Raw genomic sequence first — 19,127 nt, 5'->3', positions numbered from 1 at the left:
AAGTGTGCTATTATAAGTCATATAAGTCGTGCGCTTTCTAATGCTTAGTGCTTTAAGATTAGGATAGCACGACTTATTTATTTTCCAATGAAATTAACAAGCAATTCGGGTAAAAATATACTTAACTATAAAGGGTGCTGAATTTTATTCAGCTTAGAATTTGGAGAAATAATGAATGATAAAGAACATCAACGACATCGATTGATTTATCATACGAATGGAAAATCCTTAGAGGAAATAAATGGGACAGTAGAAGTGCCTAAAAATGTTGGTTTTTTCAAAATGTTGCTGACTTACTCAGGACCAGGTGCGCTGGTCGCGGTTGGTTACATGGACCCTGGGAATTGGTCAACGTCAATTACTGGAGGGCAGAACTTTCAATACTTACTGATTTCGGTTATTCTGATGTCCAGTCTGATTGCAATGCTCCTTCAATATATGTCAGCAAAATTAGGAATTGTCAGCCAGATGGATTTAGCTCAGGCTATCAGGGCGCGCACCAGCAAGACTCTGGGAATTGTTTTATGGATTTTAACTGAACTGGCAATCATGGCCACTGATATTGCTGAAGTCATCGGTGCGGCTATTGCCTTATATCTTCTGTTTAATATTCCGTTAATATTAGCTGTTTTTATCACAGTCCTTGATGTCTTTTTGCTTTTATTACTGACAAGAATTGGTTTTCGTAAGATTGAAGCCTTGGTTATTTGTTTGATTCTAGTTATTCTAGCAATATTTGCTTATCAAGTTGCTTTATCCAATCCAGATTGGAAAGGAATTATTGAGGGATTTATTCCTAATAATCGAACTTTTGCTTCCTCACCAACAGTAGCCGGGATGTCGCCTTTAACAGGCGCATTAGGAATTATTGGCGCTACGGTTATGCCTCATAATTTATATCTTCATTCTTCTATTTCACAAAGTAGAAAAATTAATCATCAAGATAAAAGTGATGTTGCCAGAGCAGTAAGGTTCTCGACATGGGACTCTAATATTCAGCTGACAGTCGCTTTTGTTGTAAATTCTCTTTTACTAATTATGGGTGTAGCGGTCTTTAAAACAGGAGTAATTGATGATCCATCATTCTTTGGTTTATACGATGCATTATCTAACCCTTCGGTTTTAAGTAATGGTCTTCTTGCAGACGTTGCAAAAACGGGTGCACTTTCAACCTTATTTGCCGTGGCTCTCCTTGCTTCTGGGCAAAACTCAACCATTACTGGAACTTTAACGGGACAGGTTATTATGGAAGGATTTATTCATATGAGAATGCCAATGTGGGCAAGAAGATTGGTAACTCGCCTGCTATCGGTAGTTCCTGTCTTGATTTGTGTCTCTATGACTAGAGGACAAACTTTGAAAGCTCAACATGAAGCAATAAATAATTTGATGAATAATTCTCAAGTTTTTCTAGCTTTTGCCCTTCCTTTTTCGATTATTCCATTGTTAATGCTAACTAATAGCAAGGAAGAAATGGGTGATTTTAAAAATAATTTAATCATTAAATTTTTAGGTTGGATTTCAGTTATTGCCTTGACTTATCTCAATTTAATTGGCTTACCAAATCAGATTGATAGTTTTCTTCCGAATAATCTAAACTTGTCTCATTTTATTGCCGGTTTATTGATTGTTGGAGTTATCCTTTTATTAATCTGGACAATTTTAGAACTTTATCGTGGAAATAAAAAACTCTATTTAAAATAGAGTTTTTCTTTATATAGGTAGGGTGTGATTTAAATTAAAATATGAAATGTGCTATAATGTAAGAAAATGATTAATGGAGATAATGTATTTGACTAAAAATTCAATTGAATTTAAACTAGAAAATCCTGAAGATGCTAGTCTTCTTTTTGGGGTACAAGATAAATATTTGAAATTAGTTGAGTCTCAACTATCTGTTGAGATTAATTATCGTGGGGAAATGGTGCAAATCATTGGTCCTGAAAAACTGACACGAGAGCGAGCGCGAAAAGCACTGCAAGCTTTACAAGTTTTAGTTAGTCGTGGGGTTCCTGTCCATGCGTCGGATGTTATCATTGCTATAAAAATGGTTTTAAATGATGATATTGAAAATTTCACGGCACTTTATGAGATTGAACTGACAAAAGATGCAGCTGGTAAACCTATCCGTTTGAAAAATTTAATTCAGAAGACTTACGTGGATTCTGTTAAACAGCATGATATTGTTTTTGGAATTGGTCCTGCGGGGACAGGGAAAACTTTTTTGGCGGTCGTGATGGCTGTTCAGGCTTTACGAAATGGTCAGGTCAAACGAATTATTTTGACAAGACCAGCAGTGGAAGCTGGGGAAAGTCTTGGCTTCTTACCTGGTGATTTGCAAGAAAAAGTTGATCCATATTTACGTCCTGTTTATGACGCGCTTTTTCAGATTTTGGGTAAAACAGCGACTGAGCGAATGATGGAGCGAGGAGTTATTGAAATTGCACCACTTGCTTATATGCGTGGTCGAACGCTTGATGACGCCTTTGTTATTTTAGATGAAGCACAAAACACAACAAGCATGCAAATGAAAATGTTTCTGACTCGTCTTGGTTTTAACTCTAAAATGATTGTCAATGGTGATATTTCGCAGATTGATTTACCAAATAAAGTTAAATCTGGTTTGATTGATGCCAAGGATAAATTGGGTCATGTTAATGCGATTGATTTTGTCTATTTCATGGCAAAAGATGTTGTCCGTCATCCAGTGGTTGCCGAAATTATCAAAGCTTATGGCGATGAATGATTTTTGTAAAAAAAGATAAAGTTAGATAGAGTCGCTGATTATTGCTGAATAAGAGAAGAGGAAGTAAATATGGCTGAAGGCTATGTCATGGATTTGCGCAAAAAAATTGGTCATGTGCCAATGGTAATAGCTTGTGCAAGTATAATTATTTATGACGAAGAACGAGGTGTTTTACTACAAAAACGCACTGATAATGGGAAATGGTGTTATCATGGCGGTTCAGTAGAGCCAAATGAAACAGTCGCAGAAGCTGCTAAACGTGAACTATTTGAAGAGGTGGGTTTGTCAGCTGGGTATATGGAATTATACACGGTTGCTTCTGGAGCTGATCAACATTTTTTCTATCCCAATGGTGATGAAGTTCATATTGTTGATACTGTTTTTATTTGTAATGATTTTTCAGGTGAATTAGTTTTAGAAGAAACAGAGGTTCTTGATTGTCAATGGTTTGCTTTTGATAACTTACCTGAAGAAATTTTGCTTGCCACAAAAGCACCCATCTTATCATTTTGTCAAGAAATGTTGCAAAAAAAATATAGCGGAGTTACTGATAATAATAAATAATTGACTGCTAGGATAAATAAGCAAAAATGGAAAGCGCATGAGCTACTTTCTGACAGATATGTCAGGAATAAAATATAAATAAGGAATAAAATGTACGTAGAATTAGTTGATGAAACAGGCCAAGTGCCAAGTGAGATTATTGAGCAAACTAAAGAAGTTTTAGCGTTTGCCGCTAAAAAATTAGATTTAAAAGAATCAACAGAAATGTCTGTGACTTTTGTGGACAATGCGCGATCACATGAGTTGAATTTGCAGTATCGCGAAACTGATCGTCCAACAGATGTTATCTCACTAGAATATAAGCCTGATGAGTCAGAATTCTTTTTTGACGAAGATATGGAACTGCCAGAAGAGTTATTAGAAGAAATGGATCCATTTATTGGTGAGTTGTTCATTTCAATTGATAAAGCTGCCGAACAAGCTGCCGACTATGGTCATTCGATAGAACGTGAGTATGGTTGGCTAGCAGTTCATGGTTTTTTGCATATAAATGGTTACGATCATTACACGCCAGAAGAAGAGTCAGAAATGTTTGCTTTGCAAGAGGAGATTTTAACTGCCTATGGACTCACACGATAAAGATGTAAAACTCTTTAAGAAAAATGATTTTCATAAGGGAAAAACGCCTGTTCAAAAGGACAGAGCCCGCTGGAAAAATCGAAATTTACTTTCGAGTTTAGAGTTTGCACTTACAGGAATTTGGACAGCCTTTAAAGAAGAACGAAATATGAGAAAACATGCCCTAGCGGCTGTTTTAGCAATTGTTTTTGGCTTTATTTTTCAAATTTCTGAATTTGAATGGTTATTTCTCTTGCTTTCTATTTTCTTAGTTTTCATGGCTGAACTTTTTAATTCGGCTATTGAAAATGTTGTTGATTTAGCTTCAGATTATCAATTTTATATGCGTGCTAAACGGGCTAAAGATATGGCTGCAGGGGCAGTGCTTGTTATTTCTGGCTTTGCTCTTATTGTTGGACTCTTTGTATTTTTACCTAAAATTTGGACATTGTTTTTCTGATTCTGGGGAGAGACTTATGAATAGAGAAAAAGAACTTTTAGACATCTTGACAAAAAACTCAGATTTAATGATGATTTTAGATGAGATTTCAGAACTGAAGTTATCAAATTGGTATGTGGCTGCAGGGAGTGTCTTTCAATCCGTCTGGAATTATCTTGATAAAAATGATTTAATGACGAATGTTCATGATATCGATTTGGTATATTTTGATGACCAGATTTCTTTTATAGATTCGATCAGTAATGACAAACAACTAGAAAAATCTTTGTCGGAAAAATTTCCTTATCGTTTTGATGTCCACAATGAAGCCTATATGCATCTTTGGCAAAATAGTAAAAAAATTCCATACGAAAACACCGAAAATGCGATTGAGCGTTGGATTGCTACTGTTCATGCAATCGGAATAAGTGGAAATTCTGATCAGTTTACTATATTTGCTCCTTATGGTATAGAGGATATATTTACAAAAACGATTCGCCCGATTTATCATAAAGATAATAATCAAGAACTCTATGAAAATAAGGTAGCCAAATGGCAAGAGCGTTTTAGTGATTTAAATATTATAAAATGGACGGAACTAAAAGTTAATAAATGATAAAAAGCTGAAAAGCTTTTTTTATTTACTGACGGTATATTTGATCTAAGTGAAGGCTTAACGGCAGAGTGAAAAAGTTGTAATTTCAATCGGATTAGCTTTCTTTAAGGTTTTTATTGCATGATAAAAAGTAGTTCCAGTTGTATAAATATCATCAATCAAAATGATTTTTTGGGGTATTTTTTCACCCTCTTTCAACTTAAAAGGATTGCTAGTTGATAGACGTCCCTCGCGATTAAGACTTGATTGTCTGACAGTATCCTCTTTTTCAAGCAAATCAAGATAAGCTCTATCTTTTAGAAAAGCTGTTACTTGGTTAAAACCTCTTTCTTGTAATCTTTTAGGAGAAACCGGAATGGGAACCAGAGGAATTTTTTTGGACAAATTTTTAAAATAGGAATCGAAGACTTCGTGTAATCGATAATCTCCCATAAATTTGTAAAGACTAAAGTAATCCTTCATTGCTTGGTTATAAATAAAAATTGACTGATGATTAACAATGATTCCTTTTTCTTCCCACTTGAGACAGTCAGCACATATACCTTTAGAGTTAGATTTAGAGCAACGAGGACAACGTTCGTTAGGAATTTTTTTAAACAGTGATTGGCATTTATTGCATATTAAATTTCTGTTATTCTTTAGTAAAAAGAATTCACTAAAAGTGAGTGTTTGTTTGATAATTCTGGAACAAAGCAGACAAGTTTGCATTAAAAACCTCCGAGTCGGTTCATTTTTTTAATTTCTTTCTGAGCTTGACACATGGCTAAAGATTTTCCAGAGTGAAAAAAACTAACTAAACCTGTTGGACGTTTAGAGTCGCGTCCCACTCGTCCGGCCATTTGAATGAGGGCAGATTTTGTGAAATTAGGGTGTTCGCTATTAATGACAAAAACATCAATCGAAGAAAAAGTTACGCCTCGTTCAAGAATAGAAGTCGTAATTAAAATCGAAACTTGTTTCTTGCGAAAAGCTTCGACAATCGTTTTTTTGCTTTTAGTTGTTGAAGCGACAAAAGCCATTTTTTCTTTTGGAAATTTTTCTTGTAAATTTTTGGCAAAGTCTTGACCAAAGTCGATTTCGGCAACGAAAATTAGAAGTGGGAAACCAGTCTTTCTTTGCTCAATGAATTTTTTATAAAATGTTTTTTTCCAAAAAAAACATTGGAATGACCAAAGGATGACCGTGAAAGCGGCGTGGTAAAAAAAGTCGTTTAATTTCATGCTTTTTTTATCTGTTTTTCTAATTTGTCAGTAGATGTAGCGGTTAAGTAGAGCAAGTTTCCATTAATTTTTTTAGCATTTTCAAGAGCGAAATAAAGCATGTCATTATCTCTAAAAGGAAAGGCATCGACTTCATCGATGATAAGCAAATCAAAGGCCTCTTTGAAACGTAAAAGTTGGTGACTGGTCATAACGACCAAAGGCGAACGAAAATAAGAATCTCCCTCATGATACAAAAGGGGAATTTGACAAGTGAAATCACGTGATAAACGTTGATGAAGCTCAATGCATACATCAATTCTTGGGCTGGCTAAACCGACCGAACCCCCATGGCTAAGAATTTGTTCAATAAGCTGATATATCATTTCTGTTTTACCAGCACCAGTAACGGCTTGAACAAGTCGTTTTTGATTATTAGTAATTTGCTGACAGAGAGCGTTAGAAATTTTTTCTTGATTTTCTGTTAATTTTCCTGTCCAACGTAAATAAGTTTTTTCTGAAAAGTCTTGTTGAGGGAGATGATAGAAATATTCATCTGAGCGGACACGACCAAGTTCAAGACATGTTGGACAGAAAAAAGCACCAATCGGAAGTTTAACATTGGTTTTTATATGAATCGTGCCACATCGATTACATCTTACTTTATTAGCATTGACAGATGTCATTGCACAAATTTTAATTAATTTGTTTTCATTGTTAACTTGGTCAGTAAAATTATAAAAAGCTGAAATATCTTTTTCTAGTAAAAGACGCCCAAGGAGATTTTCTAAAATTAAGTTCATACTTAACTATACGGAAATGCTGTTCAAATGTAACAAATTTTGTTAAAATCATTAGCATGACTATCACTATAAAAACTGATTTTATCAATGAAGAGGAAATCAAAAAATCACGCTTCATCTGTCATTTAAAAAGGATATCTACAGAAGAAGAAGCTCGTGATTTTATTGCGAAAATCAAAAAGGAACATTGGAAAGCAAATCATAACTGTTCAGCATGTACATTAGGCAATCGTCAGGAAATACAGCGAAGTAGTGATGATGGAGAGCCATCAGGAACCGCAGGTGTACCAATGCTTGAAATTTTAAAGAAAAAAGAAATTATCAATGTTTGTGCGGTCGTCACTCGTTATTTTGGCGGAATCAAGTTAGGTGCAGGAGGTTTGATTCGTGCTTATGCTGGAAGTGTGAATCATGCGATAGAAGAAGTTGGTTTAGTTCAAATTGTTAACCAACGAGAACTTATCTTGAAACTTGACTATAGCCTCTATGATAGTGTTCAACGCTTTTTATTGACTCAAAATTTACAAATTTCAGATAGTGAATTCTTGTCAGAGGTTACTGTAAGATGTTTTATTGATGAAGAAAAAATCAATAACTTTTTAGAATTACTGACAGAAAGCTTTAATGGAAAAATTAGAGTAGAAAAAGGCGAAAATCAGCAAGTTGAGATTGACTATCAAGTAGAAGAATAAAATTTTTTAGATAATCATCTAAAAAAGATAGAGGTAGAAAAATGACTAAAAGATTAGGAAAAATTTTATTTATCCTATATATTATCGGGCTTATTTGGCTGATTTTATTTAAAATTTCTTTTCATCCCATCACTTACCTTGAATTAGTAAATACAAGAAGTTTAAACCTTGTCCCTTTTGCTATGTCTGGTGGGTCACGTGAAATTCTATATAATATCATTGCCTTTATCCCTTTTGGAATTTTATTTGGAATGAATGCTCCCAAATGGTCATTTTTGACAAAAGTAATTCTTTCATTCGCCTTAAGTTTATCCTTTGAAAGTTTGCAATACCTTTTGGCTATTGGTGCAAGTGACATTACAGATATTATCACAAATACACTCGGGGCATTGATTGGCTTGAGTTTTTATGCTTTATTAATCAAAATTTTTGCTAAAACAAAAGTTAACATTGTTTTGATAAGTCTCTTTTGTCTCTTGCTAGGATTTGTTTTATTCTTTATTGGTCAGACCTTATTTTGGATTTATTTCCCACAGTATTAAACTCATTGTATCCTCTTAGAAGTATGATAAAATGGTGGTCAAGGCCGTTTTAGAAAAGAGGATTTATGAAAATATTCAGAGGCTCAATTATTGTTAGTTTAATTGCCCTAATCATCGCGTTTATTTATGGCGGATGGAATGGGCTTTTTATTACACTCATTCTTGCCGTGCTAGAAATTTCTTTATCTATGGATAATGCCATTGTTAATGCACGGATTTTAGAGCGGATGAGTCCGGCCTGGCAAAAGACATTCCTGACTTTAGGAGTTTTGATTGCAGTAGTTGGAATGCGTTTGGTTTTCCCTTTGTTGATCGTTGGAGTATCTGCACAAATAGACCCAATTAGTGCTCTAAGATTAGCTTTAGAAAAAGGAAATCCAAGTACAGCAGGAACTTATGGCTATATTTTACATCATGCCCACCCTCAAATTGCAGCCTTTGGTGGAATGTTTCTCCTAATGCTTGCTTTAGGATTTTTCTTTGATGATCGCGCTCACACTTGGTTGAAATTGCCAGAAAAATTCTTGCAAAAAATAGGTCACTTTCCAGCAGCGAATGCGATTATTTCAATCATTATCTTGTTGATTACTTCTGAGTTTATCGCTAAAGATTCCCATGCTGTTTTATTTGCAGGGATACTTGGGATTTTAACTTTTATGCTCGTCGATGGCTTTGGCGAAACGATGAGCCATTCAAAAGCCGCAACCTCTACGCACTTTGTTGTTGCCACGGGTAAAGCAGGGTTGGCACTTTTCTTATATTTGGAAGTTATTGATGCTTCATTTAGTTTTGATGGAGTTATTGGTGCTTTTGCCATAACGGCAGATCCAATTATTATATTATTAGGACTTGGCGTGATTGGGGCCATGTTTGTAAGAAGTCTTACGCTCTATCTAGTTCAAAATGGAACTTTGAATGATTTAGTCTATCTTGAGCATGGAGCTCATTGGGCTATTCTGACACTTGCTTTTCTGATTTTAGTGAGTATCAAATGGGAAATTGGTGAAGTGGTAACAGGACTTACTGGAGCTATTCTTATTATTCTTTCGTTTGTGTCCAGTGTAATCTACAATCGCAACCATTAAAAGTGACTTTAGTCATTTTTTTATAGAAAATGTTCAAGAAACACAATATATGGTATTTTTGTGATAAAATATAAGTATTAAATACTATATATAGGGTTGGTTATAATAATGAAACTTACCATTTTACATACAAATAATATTATTTTGAACTCTAATAATCATTATTCTTTGATAGATGAAATTAAGGAGAGAAATAAAAAAACCGCAGAGGAAACATTATTTCTAGGAGCTACTGATATAAATTTTAGCAAGTCAAATTATCAAAATGATGAAAAAAATTTTTTAAAAAAGCTTAAATATGATGCGATAGCAATAGGGGAACATCAATTTGATGAAGGCTCACAAGGTCTTGCTAAATTTCTCAAGCAATTAGATTTTCCAGTTTTAGCTGCGAATGTCCAGATTGAAAAAGATGAAATATTAAATACTTTTGAAAAAAATGGAAAATTTTTACCTTATTTACTGAAAGAAAGTAAATTTGGCAAGATTGGGATTTTTGGACTGACTCCAATGAGTACGGTTTACGATTCTTGCCCGAGTTCGGACACGATTTTTACCAATCCTTCTGACAGAACTGAGTTTATTGTAAAAATGCTAAAAAAGAAAGAAGCAAACCTTATTATTCTACTCAGTCAACTGGGGCAAGATGAGAATCAAATTTTAGCTCAAAAATTTCCTGAAATTGATGTCATTATTGACAGAGCAACTTATAAGACAGATAAAACAATTAATAAATGGAAAAAAACACTTATGGTCCAGACAATGGCTGATTTTCCTTCCATCTTTGAATTAGAGCTAGAAGTTGATGAGCAAGGAAAGTTACTGACAGCTCAGGAAAAATATCACGAAGTATTTGAAAGTGTTAATTATGGATAAGTTTATTTTATCTTGACAAAATGAGAAAATAGCGCTAGAATTTATAGGTAGCGACTCGAAGATAGTGAAAGTTCGAGAAAGAAAATGGCTTAATTTAAAATCGTAATGAACACAAATAAAGTAAAAAATAAAGGTGGAACCGTGCATGTGCACCCTTTGTCTCTTTTCAGATTTTCTGAAAAATGACGAGCGTGTGAATGTACGGTTTTTTGAATTTCTGTAGAAAGGAGGAAGAAGTGGTTAAAGAAGAAGGAACTGTTTATGCAATTCGAAATCCTCTTTTTAGAATGTATGTAAAAATTGGGATAACATCTGATACGATGAAGAAAAGATTATTTTCATTGAATACAAGCGTACCTAAAGATTTTGAAATTATTGATACTGTAAGAGTGAAAAACTATAAAATAGTAGAAAAACTATTACATACATTATTTAAAGAATACCGTTATAATGAAAGTCGGGAATTTTTTATTGTTTCAGATGATAAAATAAAAGAACACTTTTCTTATATTCGAGAATTAGCTGGTATAGAGGAAAATATATCTTTAACTAGGCTCAAAGTAAATTCAAAGTCTGTTATAGAAACTGATAAACATGAACATATAACTCGTGGTCAATTAGTAGAATTTATTAAAGAAGAGCACGACAAAAATCCAGGCATATTAAGAAAGTATATCGGTTTGAATTCCTCCAAAGTTTCTGCTAGAAATAAAAATTTTGGTAAAATAAAAATTTATCCAATTCCTAAACTAGCTGGCAATGGGCGAACGATGACGGTAGCTATTGAAAAGGACATTAATGTTTATGTTAACTATTCAAGTTTCGATATTAGTCAAGCATATCGACAATATCAATTATTATTTTTACGAGGAGAATTAGAATAATGGCAAATAAAAAACTAGCATTTCAAGATATTATCTTGACTCTACAAGGCTTCTGGTCTAAACAAGGAGCGAACCTGATGCAGGCCTATGATAATGAAGTAGGAGCAGGGACAATGAGTCCTTATACTTTCTTGCGTTCAAATGGTCCTGAGCCATGGGGAGCAGCCTACGTGCAACCTTCACGACGCCCGGCAGATGGTCGATACGGTGAAAACCCAAACCGTTTGTTCCAACATCACCAGTTTCAAGTTGTTTTAAAACCTTCACCAAAAAATATCCAAGAACTTTATCTTCAAAGTTTAGCAGCACTTGGTATTGATGCTTTGGAACATGATATTCGTTTTGTTGAAGACAACTGGGAAAATCCATCAATGGGTTGTGCTGGTATTGGCTGGGAAGTTTGGATTGATGGACAAGAATGTACACAATTCACCTATTTCCAACAAGTTGGCGGAATTGAAGTTGATTCAGTAACATCTGAAATCACTTATGGTTTGGAACGTATTGCGACAGTTATTCAAGAGGTTGATTCTGTTTATGACCTTGAATGGGGAAATGGTGTGGCTTATGGTGATATCTTCAAAGAACCTGAATACGAACATTCTAAATTCGCTTTTGAAGAATCAAATCAAGAACTTTTACTTAAACTTTTTGGTGAGTATGAACAAGAAGCCCTTGATTTACTTGATAAAGGTTTGGTTCACCCAGCTTATGATTATATTTTGAAATCTTCACATACCTTTAACTTGCTTGATGCGCGTGGAGCGGTATCTGTAACAGAGCGTGCCGGTTATATGCATCGTGTGCGTAAGATGGCACGTAAAGTAGCTAAAACTTTCATTGAAGAACGTGCGAAACTTGGCTTCCCACTCTTAAAAGATGAAGCCTTACGTGAAAAATATCTCGGTAAAAAAGGAAAATATACTAAGATTGTAGAAGGAGAAGAAAAATAATGACAAATTACTTACTTGAAATTGGTTTGGAAGAAATTCCAGCACATTTGGTGACTCCTTCAATCAATCAATTGGCTGAACGAATGGAAGCATTTCTTAATGAAAACCGTTTGAAATTTGATAAAATCATTAAATTTTCAACACCACGCCGCCTAGCTCTTATTGTTGAAGGGCTGTCAGAATCATCAGAAGCGATTGATGAAGAAGTTAAAGGTCCTTCTGCAAAAATTGCTAAAGACGCTGAAGGAAATTGGTCAAAAGCGATTCAAGGTTTTTCACGTGGTCAAGGAGCGACTCCGGATGATTTAATCCTTAAGGGTGATTATTATTATGCTAAAAAACATGTTGATGGTGTAAAAGCAGAAGAAATTCTTTCTAAAGTTGGGGATGAAGTCATTGCAAAAATGACCTTCTCAACTTATATGAAATGGGGAAATAATGATTTCTTATTTGTTCGTCCTATACAATGGATCGTATCACTTTTAGAAGATGAAATCGTTGCTTTTGATTTATTAGATGTGACCGCCAATCGTTTTTCACGTGGTCATCGTTTCTTGGCAAATGTTGAGATTGAACTCAAAAATGCCAATGATTATGCTAGCAAAATGCCAGAAAATTTTGTTTTAGTTGATGCTGAACATCGTAAAGCAGAAATATCTGCACAAATTTTGGCTCTTGCATCTGAAAATAATTGGCAAGTTACTCTTCATAAAGATTTATTAGAAGAAGTAAATAATATTGTTGAATATCCAACAGCCTTTGTAGGCTCATTTGATCCAAAATATTTGTCTGTTCCAGCAGAAGTTTTAGTGACATCAATGCGTGATAATCAACGTTATTTTGAAGTTTATAACCAAGAAGGCCAATTGGCTCCTAACTTTATTTCGGTTCGTAATGGGAATGCCGAACATATTGAAAATGTAGTGCTTGGAAATGAAAAAGTCTTGGTTGCTCGTCTTGAAGATGCTGAATTCTTCTGGAAAGAAGATCAAAAACTTAAGATTGAAGACTTAGTGGCTAAACTTGGTAAAGTAACTTTCCATGCAAAAATTGGTTCAATCACTGAACATATGGCACGAACAAAATTAATTGCTGCTAAATTAGCTGATATTGCTGGTTTAACAGATGAAGAAAAAGTAGACGTGGCTCGTAGCGCTGAAATTTATAAATTTGACCTTTTGACAGGAATGGTTGGAGAATTTGATGAATTGCAAGGCGTGATGGGTGAAAAATACGCTCTTTTAGCAGGGGAAAATGCAAATGTTGCTGCGGCTATTCGTGAACATTACATGCCGACCTCAGCTGACGGCCAATTACCTGAAACAAAAGTTGGTTCTGTTCTTGCAGCAGCAGATAAAATTGATTCAGTCCTTTCTTTCTTTAATGTTGGTTTGATTCCATCTGGTTCAAATGACCCTTATGCGCTACGTCGTGCAGTACAAGGATTGATTCGAATTATCGAAAAAATGAATTGGCATTTCGACCTATCTTTATTTATCGACCAATTTGAGGGTCAAAATCATGCTGAAATTTTGGAATTCGTCAAAGCACGCGTTCAAAAACTTTTGCTTGAAAAATTAGACCGTTATGATATTGTTGAAGCAGCAATTAATAGCTCAAACTTTGATATTACAAATATGATGGAATCAGCATTTGTTATTGATGGTCATAAACTTCACGAACCATTTAAACCAGCGATTGAAAATGTTTCACGTTCAATTAATTTAGTTAAAAAAGCAGCTGATATTGCTGAAATTAATCCAGCACTTTTTGAAGAAGATACTGAACAAGCACTTTATGATGCCGTTATTTCTCTGCAAAATCAATGGACTTATAAGCCATGTGAAGAAAAATTCCGAGCAATTGTTCATACGCTTGCTCCTGCAATTGAAGCTTTCTTTGATAATGTGATGGTTATGGCCGAAGATTTAGCTGTTCGTGATAATCGGATTGCCTTATTGTCAGAAGTTGTTGCATTAACAAGTGTTATGGCTGATTTTTCTTTGATTAATACAAAATAAAAGCTGACTTATTTACTGACGGAGAGTTGCAAAGCCCTTTTAAATGCTGTCAGTAAAAATAAATTCTGTCAGTAATTTTAAAAACATTTACGAAAAGGAATTAAGAAATGACAATTACAAATGAACAAGTAGAACGCATTAATGAATTGGCGCGTAAGAAAAAAGCCGAAGGTTTATCAGAAGCAGAACTTGAAGAACAAGCCTTTTTACGTCGAGCTTATCTTGATAGTGTTAAAGCAAATTTCCGTTCACAAGTTGAAACAATCAAAGTCATTGATGAAAAAACGGGAGAAGATGTGACTCCTGACAAACTCAAAGAAATTCAACGGAAAAATGGCATGCGTGACTGAGCTTTTTCTTGCAAATATTTCATAAAATGTTAAAATAAATATTAATAATGATGGGTATGGTGCACACCCGAAACAGCTTTAAGAATAAAATCTTAAAACTAATGGCGCCTACAAACAAAAGGCTGTTTTTAAGCAGTCCTGTTTGTAGCGCCTTTTGTTTTGTAAAATTCAGCTGCCCCTAATCTGCTATCATTCTAAATTTTGAAGCGACAAAATCAAGTGATAAGCAGAAAAGGGGCAGACGCGTCTCCCTATGAGGAGATGCTAGAGTTTTTACTACCTACTTGGCGAAAAAATATCGTTTTCGCTTCGTCAAAGCGTAGCTGTTGGCGCTTCAGCGCTTACAGATAGGATTGTATTTTTATCAGGTCGTGTTAAATATTAGATTATAGGAGTTTCAAAAATGAATTTTTTTAAAGTAGGAATTTCCAGAAGTGCAATTTTATATGTCTTCTTAGCTGTAATTATTGGTGGCTTAATTGGGGTGGTTGATGCGATTTTTGGTCGAGGTCTTATCTATATTACCGAATTTAGAGATGGACATGCCCTTTATTTGATTCCATTTTTAACTTTAGCTGGTCTCTTGATTGTCTATCTCTATAAAAATTTTGGTAAAGATAGTCAAAAAGGCATGGGACTAATTTTTGAAGCGGGAAATCATGGGCGAGAAGATATTCCAAAGCGTCTTGTTCCGCTGATTGTTTTCTCAACTTGGCTTTCTCATTTATTTGGTGCCAGTGTCGGACGTGAAGGGGTTGCCGTTCAAATCGGTGGCGTCATTGGTCATGCGATTGGTAAAAAACTTTCAGCAAAAGAAGCTAAAAAGATTCTTTTGATTACTGGTATGGCTGCTGGTTTTGCTGCTCTTTTTCAAACGCCAATCGCGGCAACTTTTTTTGCCATTGAAATTTTGATGTTAGGAAAAATAGAATACAGAGCTTTGATTCCAGCCTTAGTTGGTTCCTATGTCGCAAGTTGGACTTCAAATTATCTAGGATTAGAAAAATTTTCTTTCGCGATCAATACTAACATTCATCTTGACCCCTTAGTTCTTTTAAAATTGGCCATCATCGCAGTATGTTTTGGCTTGGTGGGGAGATTTTTTGCAGAATCTCTAGCCTTTATGAAAGCAACAGTTGCAAAAAGAATTGCTAATCCTTATCAAAGAATTATTTTAATGGGAATTGTCATCTCGATTGGTTTACTCGTTATTCATATGGATCGTTATGCTGGTCTTGGGACGAATTTGATTGGTTTGAGTTTTAATGGTGGTCATATCAATGGATATGATTGGATTTTAAAATTGATCTTTACGGTTTTGTCTATTTCTGCAGGGTTCCAAGGAGGGGAAGTGACACCGCTTTTTGCGATTGGTTCCACACTAGGTGCGGCTTTGGCAATGCTGTTTGGTTTGCCTGTTGAATTTGTAGCAGCTGCAGGTTATGTTTCAATCTTTTCTGCTGCAACAAATTCATATTTTGGACCTATCTTTATTGCCGCCGAGGTCTTTGGCTTTGGTTCAGTTCAATATATTTTACCAATTATGACTATCGCTTATGTTTTGAATGGAAATTCATCAATTTACGCACAAGAAGTTCTAAATTTGGAAGTTTAAATAAAAAATGACCATTATTGGTCATTTTTTTTATATAATTTTTCAGTTTCTATATAGTTAATAACGTCTTGAGGGAGGAGGTAAGTTGGCTTAATATTTTGAACAAACATTTCTCTTATCATTGTGCTAGAGATTGGTAGAAGTGGGGCTTCTAACCATTGGACAGGATAAGGGCTCTCAATATTTTTTTCAGTTCGCCTAATCGCGATAAATTTAACTAGTTCGATTAATTCATCAATCTTATACCATTTTGGAAGATATTCCACCATATCGCCGCCGATAATGAAATAATAATCAGTATCTGGATTAGCTTTCGTCAAGAGTTTGAGGGTATCATAACTATAGGATTTTCCGCCACGCTCAATTTCAATCAATTCGAGACCAAGTCTAGGGTTGCCTTTGATGGCAAGCTCAAGCATTTTAACTCGATGTTTTGCAGAAATTGTTTCCTTTTCATCAACATGAGGTGGAATGTTTTCAGGCATGAGTAAGACCTGATCCAAATTCATTTGTTGAGCCACTTGGTCAGCCATCATTAAATGAGCGTGATGAATGGGATTAAAATTTCCTCCCAACAACCCTATTTTTTTTCTGTTTCCTTTACCCATAAGGGGCTTTCTCCTTAATTTTTTATGAATATTTAATGTACCAATGATTTGAATCAGTCATTTTATATTGTACCATAGCTTACCGCAATCTATAGAAATGATTTGCTGCATTTAGGGAAATTAAAGAAAAACTCCTTATGGAGTTTTTGGTTTAAGATTCTATTTGAACAATGTATCTGCTACTAAGGTAGTGTTCGACATTATCCTCATCAATTACGAGACAATTTCCATTGCTGTAACCTTTCTTGAAATGTAAGGCAGAGACGACTGTTCCGTCTATTAAGTGGATTTTCACACTATCATTTTGTTTAAGTAGTTTTTTTAGATAACTAATCATAATCCTCTCCTTTCTCCATTACTTCCATTGTAGTATAAAAAACATAAGTGGAGCAAAAAATAGCATTGGTTTCTAAAAATTATAAAGGGAAATAAAAAATAGAAATGAAGAATAGCTAAATATTTATTTATTGTGCTTTTGTAAAGGGTTCCCAGTACAAATTTAGGGCAAAATTTGATAAAATAAAGATTAGAATTGCGTTAAAATCGGTGTGATTAGCGAAAGTGAATATGGGAGAAAAAATTATGCCACATCTATATCAAGACGACAGTCTTACATTACATACGGACCTATATCAAATTAATATGATGCAAACTTACTTTGAGCTTGGAAGACACCAGCGCCATGCAGTCTTTGAAGTTTTTTTCCGTGAGATGCCTTTTAAAAATGGTTATGCTGTTTTTGCTGGTTTAGAGCGAATGGTTGAATATTTAAAGAATCTCAAATTCTCGGAAACAGATATCGCCTATTTGCGTGAATTAGACTATCCAGAAGATTTTCTAAATTATTTAAAAGAATTACGCTTTACAGGAACAGTCAGAGCCATGCAAGAAGGTCAACTTGCCTTTGCAAATGAACCTTTGGTTCAGATTGAAGGTTCACTTGCGGAATGCCAGTTGGTAGAAACAGCTACTTTAAATATTATTAATTTCCAAACTCTGATAGCAACAAAAGCCGCCCGTATCAAATCTGTAATTGGGGAAGACCCTTTGTTGGAATTTGGTACAAGAAGAGCTCAAGAAATGGATGCAGCAATTTGGGGAACAAGAGCTGCGGTTATCGGGGGAGCTGATGCGACATCAAATGTTCGGGCGGCTAAAATCTTTGGCTTGAAAGCAAGTGGAACACATGCGCATGCTTTAGTTCAATCTTATGGTAATGACTATGAAGCTTTTAAGGCTTATGCTCAAACGCATAAAGATTGTGTTTTCCTCGTTGATACTTATGATACTTTACGTGTTGGGGTTCCGTCAGCGATTAAAGTGGCGCGTGAATTTGGCGATAAAATTAATTTTCAAGGTGTCCGAATTGATTCAGGAGATATGGCTTATATCTCGAAAAAAGTTCGTCAGCAACTTGATGAAGCTGGCTTTACTGACGCAAAGATTTATGCTTCAAATGACTTAGATGAAAATACTATTTTAAGTTTGAAAATGCAAAAAGCAAAAATTGATGTTTGGGGAGTCGGAACAAAATTAATTACCGCCTACGACCAACCAGCGCTTGGTGCGGTTTATAAATTAGTTTCTATGGAAGATGAACACGGAGAAATGCAAGATACGATTAAGCTTTCAAGTAATGCGGAAAAAGTATCGACACCAGGTAAAAAGCAAGTTTGGCGCATCACCAAAAAAGCAGATGGAAAATCAGAGGGAGATTATATCACTTTTTCTGACGAGCGTCCAGATGTAGCAGAAGAAATCTACATGTTCCACCCGCTCTATACATACATTAATAAAAATGTTCGGGATTTCAATGCTAATCCACTTTTAAAAGATATTTTTATTGATGGTGAGCTTATTTATCAACTTCCGGAACTACAGGAAATTAAAACATTTGCTCGTGAAAACCTTGAGGAGCTTTGGGATGAATATAAGCGTGATTTGAATCCTCAACCTTACCCAGTAGATTTGTCACAAGAATTATGGAATCATAAAATGCGCCTAATTTCACAGGTGCGTACAACAGTATCAATGACGAGATTGGATGATGAATGATGAGAATAAGACGAATAGACCTCAGTGATGCACGACTTTTTTGGGATGTCCAAAAGCAATTGGATATTGAAAGTAAGTTCATGATGCTTGAGCCAGATGAGCGACGATTTGATTTTAGTCGTACAATTGGTCATATTTCACATTTTGATTTTTTAATTGGTGCTGATGTTGAGGGAAAATTCGTTGGATTTCTGTCAGCTAAAAGAGGAAATGCCAATCGGATTAGAAATACAGCCTATGTGGTTGTTGGTATCATTGAAGAATTTCAGCATCAAGGTATTGGAGCCCAATTTTTTGCAGAACTTGATAGATGGGCTAAAGAAAAAGAAATAAAACGTTTAGAGCTGACCGTAATGATTAATAACTATGCGGCTATTGCCCTTTTTCAAAAGCAAGGCTTTACAATTGAAGGTGTTCGTCGCGAGTCTATGTGTGTCGATGGAGAATTTATTGATGAATTTTACATGAGTAAAATTTTAGATTAAAAGTTGTTGTGGAGCTGTCAGTAAAATTTTATAGCT

At 34.9% G+C, this 19,127-nt stretch carries 19 protein-coding genes, 1 pseudogene and 1 riboswitch; of the genes and pseudogenes, 17 read left to right on the top strand and 3 right to left on the bottom strand.

Annotation, left to right across the window (positions count from 1 at the left end; genetic code table 11):
• Positions 1–171 precede the first annotated feature (171 nt).
• The 6 genes from LLA01S_RS06160 to LLA01S_RS06135 all read left to right on the top strand — a co-directional run bounded on the left by LLA01S_RS06160 (position 172) and on the right by LLA01S_RS06135 (position 4,923).
• A complete protein-coding gene (locus LLA01S_RS06160) occupies positions 172–1,704 on the top strand; it encodes an Nramp family divalent metal transporter (protein WP_015082368.1) in 1,533 nt (510 codons plus the stop codon).
• 73 nt (positions 1,705–1,777) lie between these two features.
• Positions 1,778–2,746, top strand: a complete 969-nt coding sequence (locus tag LLA01S_RS06155) for a PhoH family protein (protein ID WP_021165232.1) — start codon at positions 1,778–1,780, stop codon at positions 2,744–2,746.
• Positions 2,747–2,815: 69 nt separating this feature from the next.
• The gene (locus LLA01S_RS06150; RefSeq protein ID WP_011676092.1) at positions 2,816–3,310 is read left to right on the top strand and encodes an NUDIX hydrolase; all 495 of its coding nucleotides are present in this window, start codon (positions 2,816–2,818) and stop codon (positions 3,308–3,310) included.
• A gap of 90 nt (positions 3,311–3,400) precedes the next feature.
• Positions 3,401–3,889 carry an rRNA maturation RNase YbeY gene (gene ybeY / locus LLA01S_RS06145; protein WP_011835335.1) on the top strand — a complete coding sequence of 163 codons (489 nt, stop codon included), beginning with the start codon at positions 3,401–3,403 and terminating at the stop codon, positions 3,887–3,889.
• Complete coding sequence (locus LLA01S_RS06140) at positions 3,873–4,328, top strand: diacylglycerol kinase family protein (RefSeq protein ID WP_011676094.1); 456 nt, start codon at positions 3,873–3,875, stop codon at positions 4,326–4,328. The genes ybeY and LLA01S_RS06140 overlap by 17 nt, the downstream gene beginning before the upstream one ends.
• Before the next feature lie 16 nt (positions 4,329–4,344).
• Positions 4,345–4,923: a nucleotidyltransferase family protein gene (locus LLA01S_RS06135; protein WP_011676095.1), complete on the top strand. Its 579-nt coding sequence runs from the start codon at positions 4,345–4,347 to the stop codon at positions 4,921–4,923.
• A gap of 57 nt (positions 4,924–4,980) precedes the next feature.
• On the opposite strand, the gene LLA01S_RS06130 is transcribed toward LLA01S_RS06135, so the two are convergent.
• Complete coding sequence (locus LLA01S_RS06130; RefSeq protein WP_061777995.1) at positions 4,981–5,631, bottom strand: ComF family protein; 651 nt, start codon at positions 5,629–5,631, stop codon at positions 4,981–4,983.
• A pseudogene (locus tag LLA01S_RS13640) lies at positions 5,631–6,925 on the bottom strand (helicase-related protein). The gene LLA01S_RS06130 and the pseudogene LLA01S_RS13640 overlap by 1 nt, the downstream one beginning before the upstream one ends.
• Positions 6,926–6,981: 56 nt before the next feature.
• Here LLA01S_RS13640 and LLA01S_RS06120 point away from each other — a divergent pair.
• The 9 genes from LLA01S_RS06120 to LLA01S_RS06080 all read left to right on the top strand — a co-directional run bounded on the left by LLA01S_RS06120 (position 6,982) and on the right by LLA01S_RS06080 (position 15,943).
• Complete coding sequence (locus LLA01S_RS06120; RefSeq protein WP_011676097.1) at positions 6,982–7,617, top strand: YigZ family protein; 636 nt, start codon at positions 6,982–6,984, stop codon at positions 7,615–7,617.
• Positions 7,618–7,658: 41 nt separating this feature from the next.
• A complete protein-coding gene (locus LLA01S_RS06115; protein WP_014572521.1) occupies positions 7,659–8,159 on the top strand; it encodes a VanZ family protein in 501 nt (166 codons plus the stop codon).
• Positions 8,160–8,224: 65 nt separating this feature from the next.
• Positions 8,225–9,244, top strand: a complete 1,020-nt coding sequence (locus LLA01S_RS06110) for a DUF475 domain-containing protein (RefSeq protein ID WP_032951092.1) — start codon at positions 8,225–8,227, stop codon at positions 9,242–9,244.
• Positions 9,245–9,352: 108 nt separating this feature from the next.
• The gene (locus tag LLA01S_RS06105) at positions 9,353–10,120 is read left to right on the top strand and encodes a bifunctional UDP-sugar hydrolase/5'-nucleotidase (protein ID WP_011676099.1); all 768 of its coding nucleotides are present in this window, start codon (positions 9,353–9,355) and stop codon (positions 10,118–10,120) included.
• 236 nt (positions 10,121–10,356) lie between these two features.
• Complete coding sequence (locus LLA01S_RS06100; protein ID WP_061777994.1) at positions 10,357–11,004, top strand: GIY-YIG nuclease family protein; 648 nt, start codon at positions 10,357–10,359, stop codon at positions 11,002–11,004.
• On the top strand, positions 11,004–11,957 hold the full coding sequence (glyQ, locus tag LLA01S_RS06095; protein ID WP_021165239.1) for a glycine--tRNA ligase subunit alpha: 954 nt from the start codon (positions 11,004–11,006) through the stop codon (positions 11,955–11,957). The genes LLA01S_RS06100 and glyQ overlap by 1 nt, the downstream gene beginning before the upstream one ends.
• Positions 11,957–13,978, top strand: a complete 2,022-nt coding sequence (glyS, locus tag LLA01S_RS06090) for a glycine--tRNA ligase subunit beta (protein WP_011676102.1) — start codon at positions 11,957–11,959, stop codon at positions 13,976–13,978. The genes glyQ and glyS overlap by 1 nt, the downstream gene beginning before the upstream one ends.
• 107 nt (positions 13,979–14,085) lie before the next feature.
• Complete coding sequence (locus tag LLA01S_RS06085; RefSeq protein WP_011676103.1) at positions 14,086–14,328, top strand: DUF896 domain-containing protein; 243 nt, start codon at positions 14,086–14,088, stop codon at positions 14,326–14,328.
• 43 nt (positions 14,329–14,371) lie between these two features.
• Positions 14,372–14,446, top strand: a riboswitch (Fluoride riboswitch).
• 285 nt (positions 14,447–14,731) lie between these two features.
• A complete protein-coding gene (locus LLA01S_RS06080; protein WP_011676104.1) occupies positions 14,732–15,943 on the top strand; it encodes a voltage-gated chloride channel family protein in 1,212 nt (403 codons plus the stop codon).
• 14 nt (positions 15,944–15,957) lie between these two features.
• Here LLA01S_RS06080 and LLA01S_RS06075 read toward each other — a convergent pair whose 3' ends face one another.
• On the bottom strand, positions 15,958–16,551 hold the full coding sequence (locus tag LLA01S_RS06075) for a nicotinate-nucleotide adenylyltransferase (protein WP_014572526.1): 594 nt from the start codon (positions 16,549–16,551) through the stop codon (positions 15,958–15,960).
• Between the two features lie 582 nt (positions 16,552–17,133).
• Between LLA01S_RS06075 and LLA01S_RS06065 the strand changes: the two genes are divergently transcribed.
• Entirely contained in the window at positions 17,134–18,606 is a 1,473-nt protein-coding gene (locus LLA01S_RS06065; protein WP_061777993.1) for a nicotinate phosphoribosyltransferase, read from the top strand.
• Complete coding sequence (locus LLA01S_RS06060; RefSeq protein WP_021165243.1) at positions 18,603–19,091, top strand: GNAT family N-acetyltransferase; 489 nt, start codon at positions 18,603–18,605, stop codon at positions 19,089–19,091. The genes LLA01S_RS06065 and LLA01S_RS06060 overlap by 4 nt, the downstream gene beginning before the upstream one ends.
• Positions 19,092–19,127 lie beyond the last annotated feature (36 nt).

Origin of the sequence: Lactococcus cremoris subsp. cremoris NBRC 100676 (genome assembly GCF_001591705.1) — a bacterium.
Classification (GTDB): Bacteria; Bacillota; Bacilli; order Lactobacillales; family Streptococcaceae; genus Lactococcus; species Lactococcus cremoris.
Note: the sequence above shows the minus strand (reverse complement) of the source record. Positions and strands in the feature narration are given on the sequence as shown.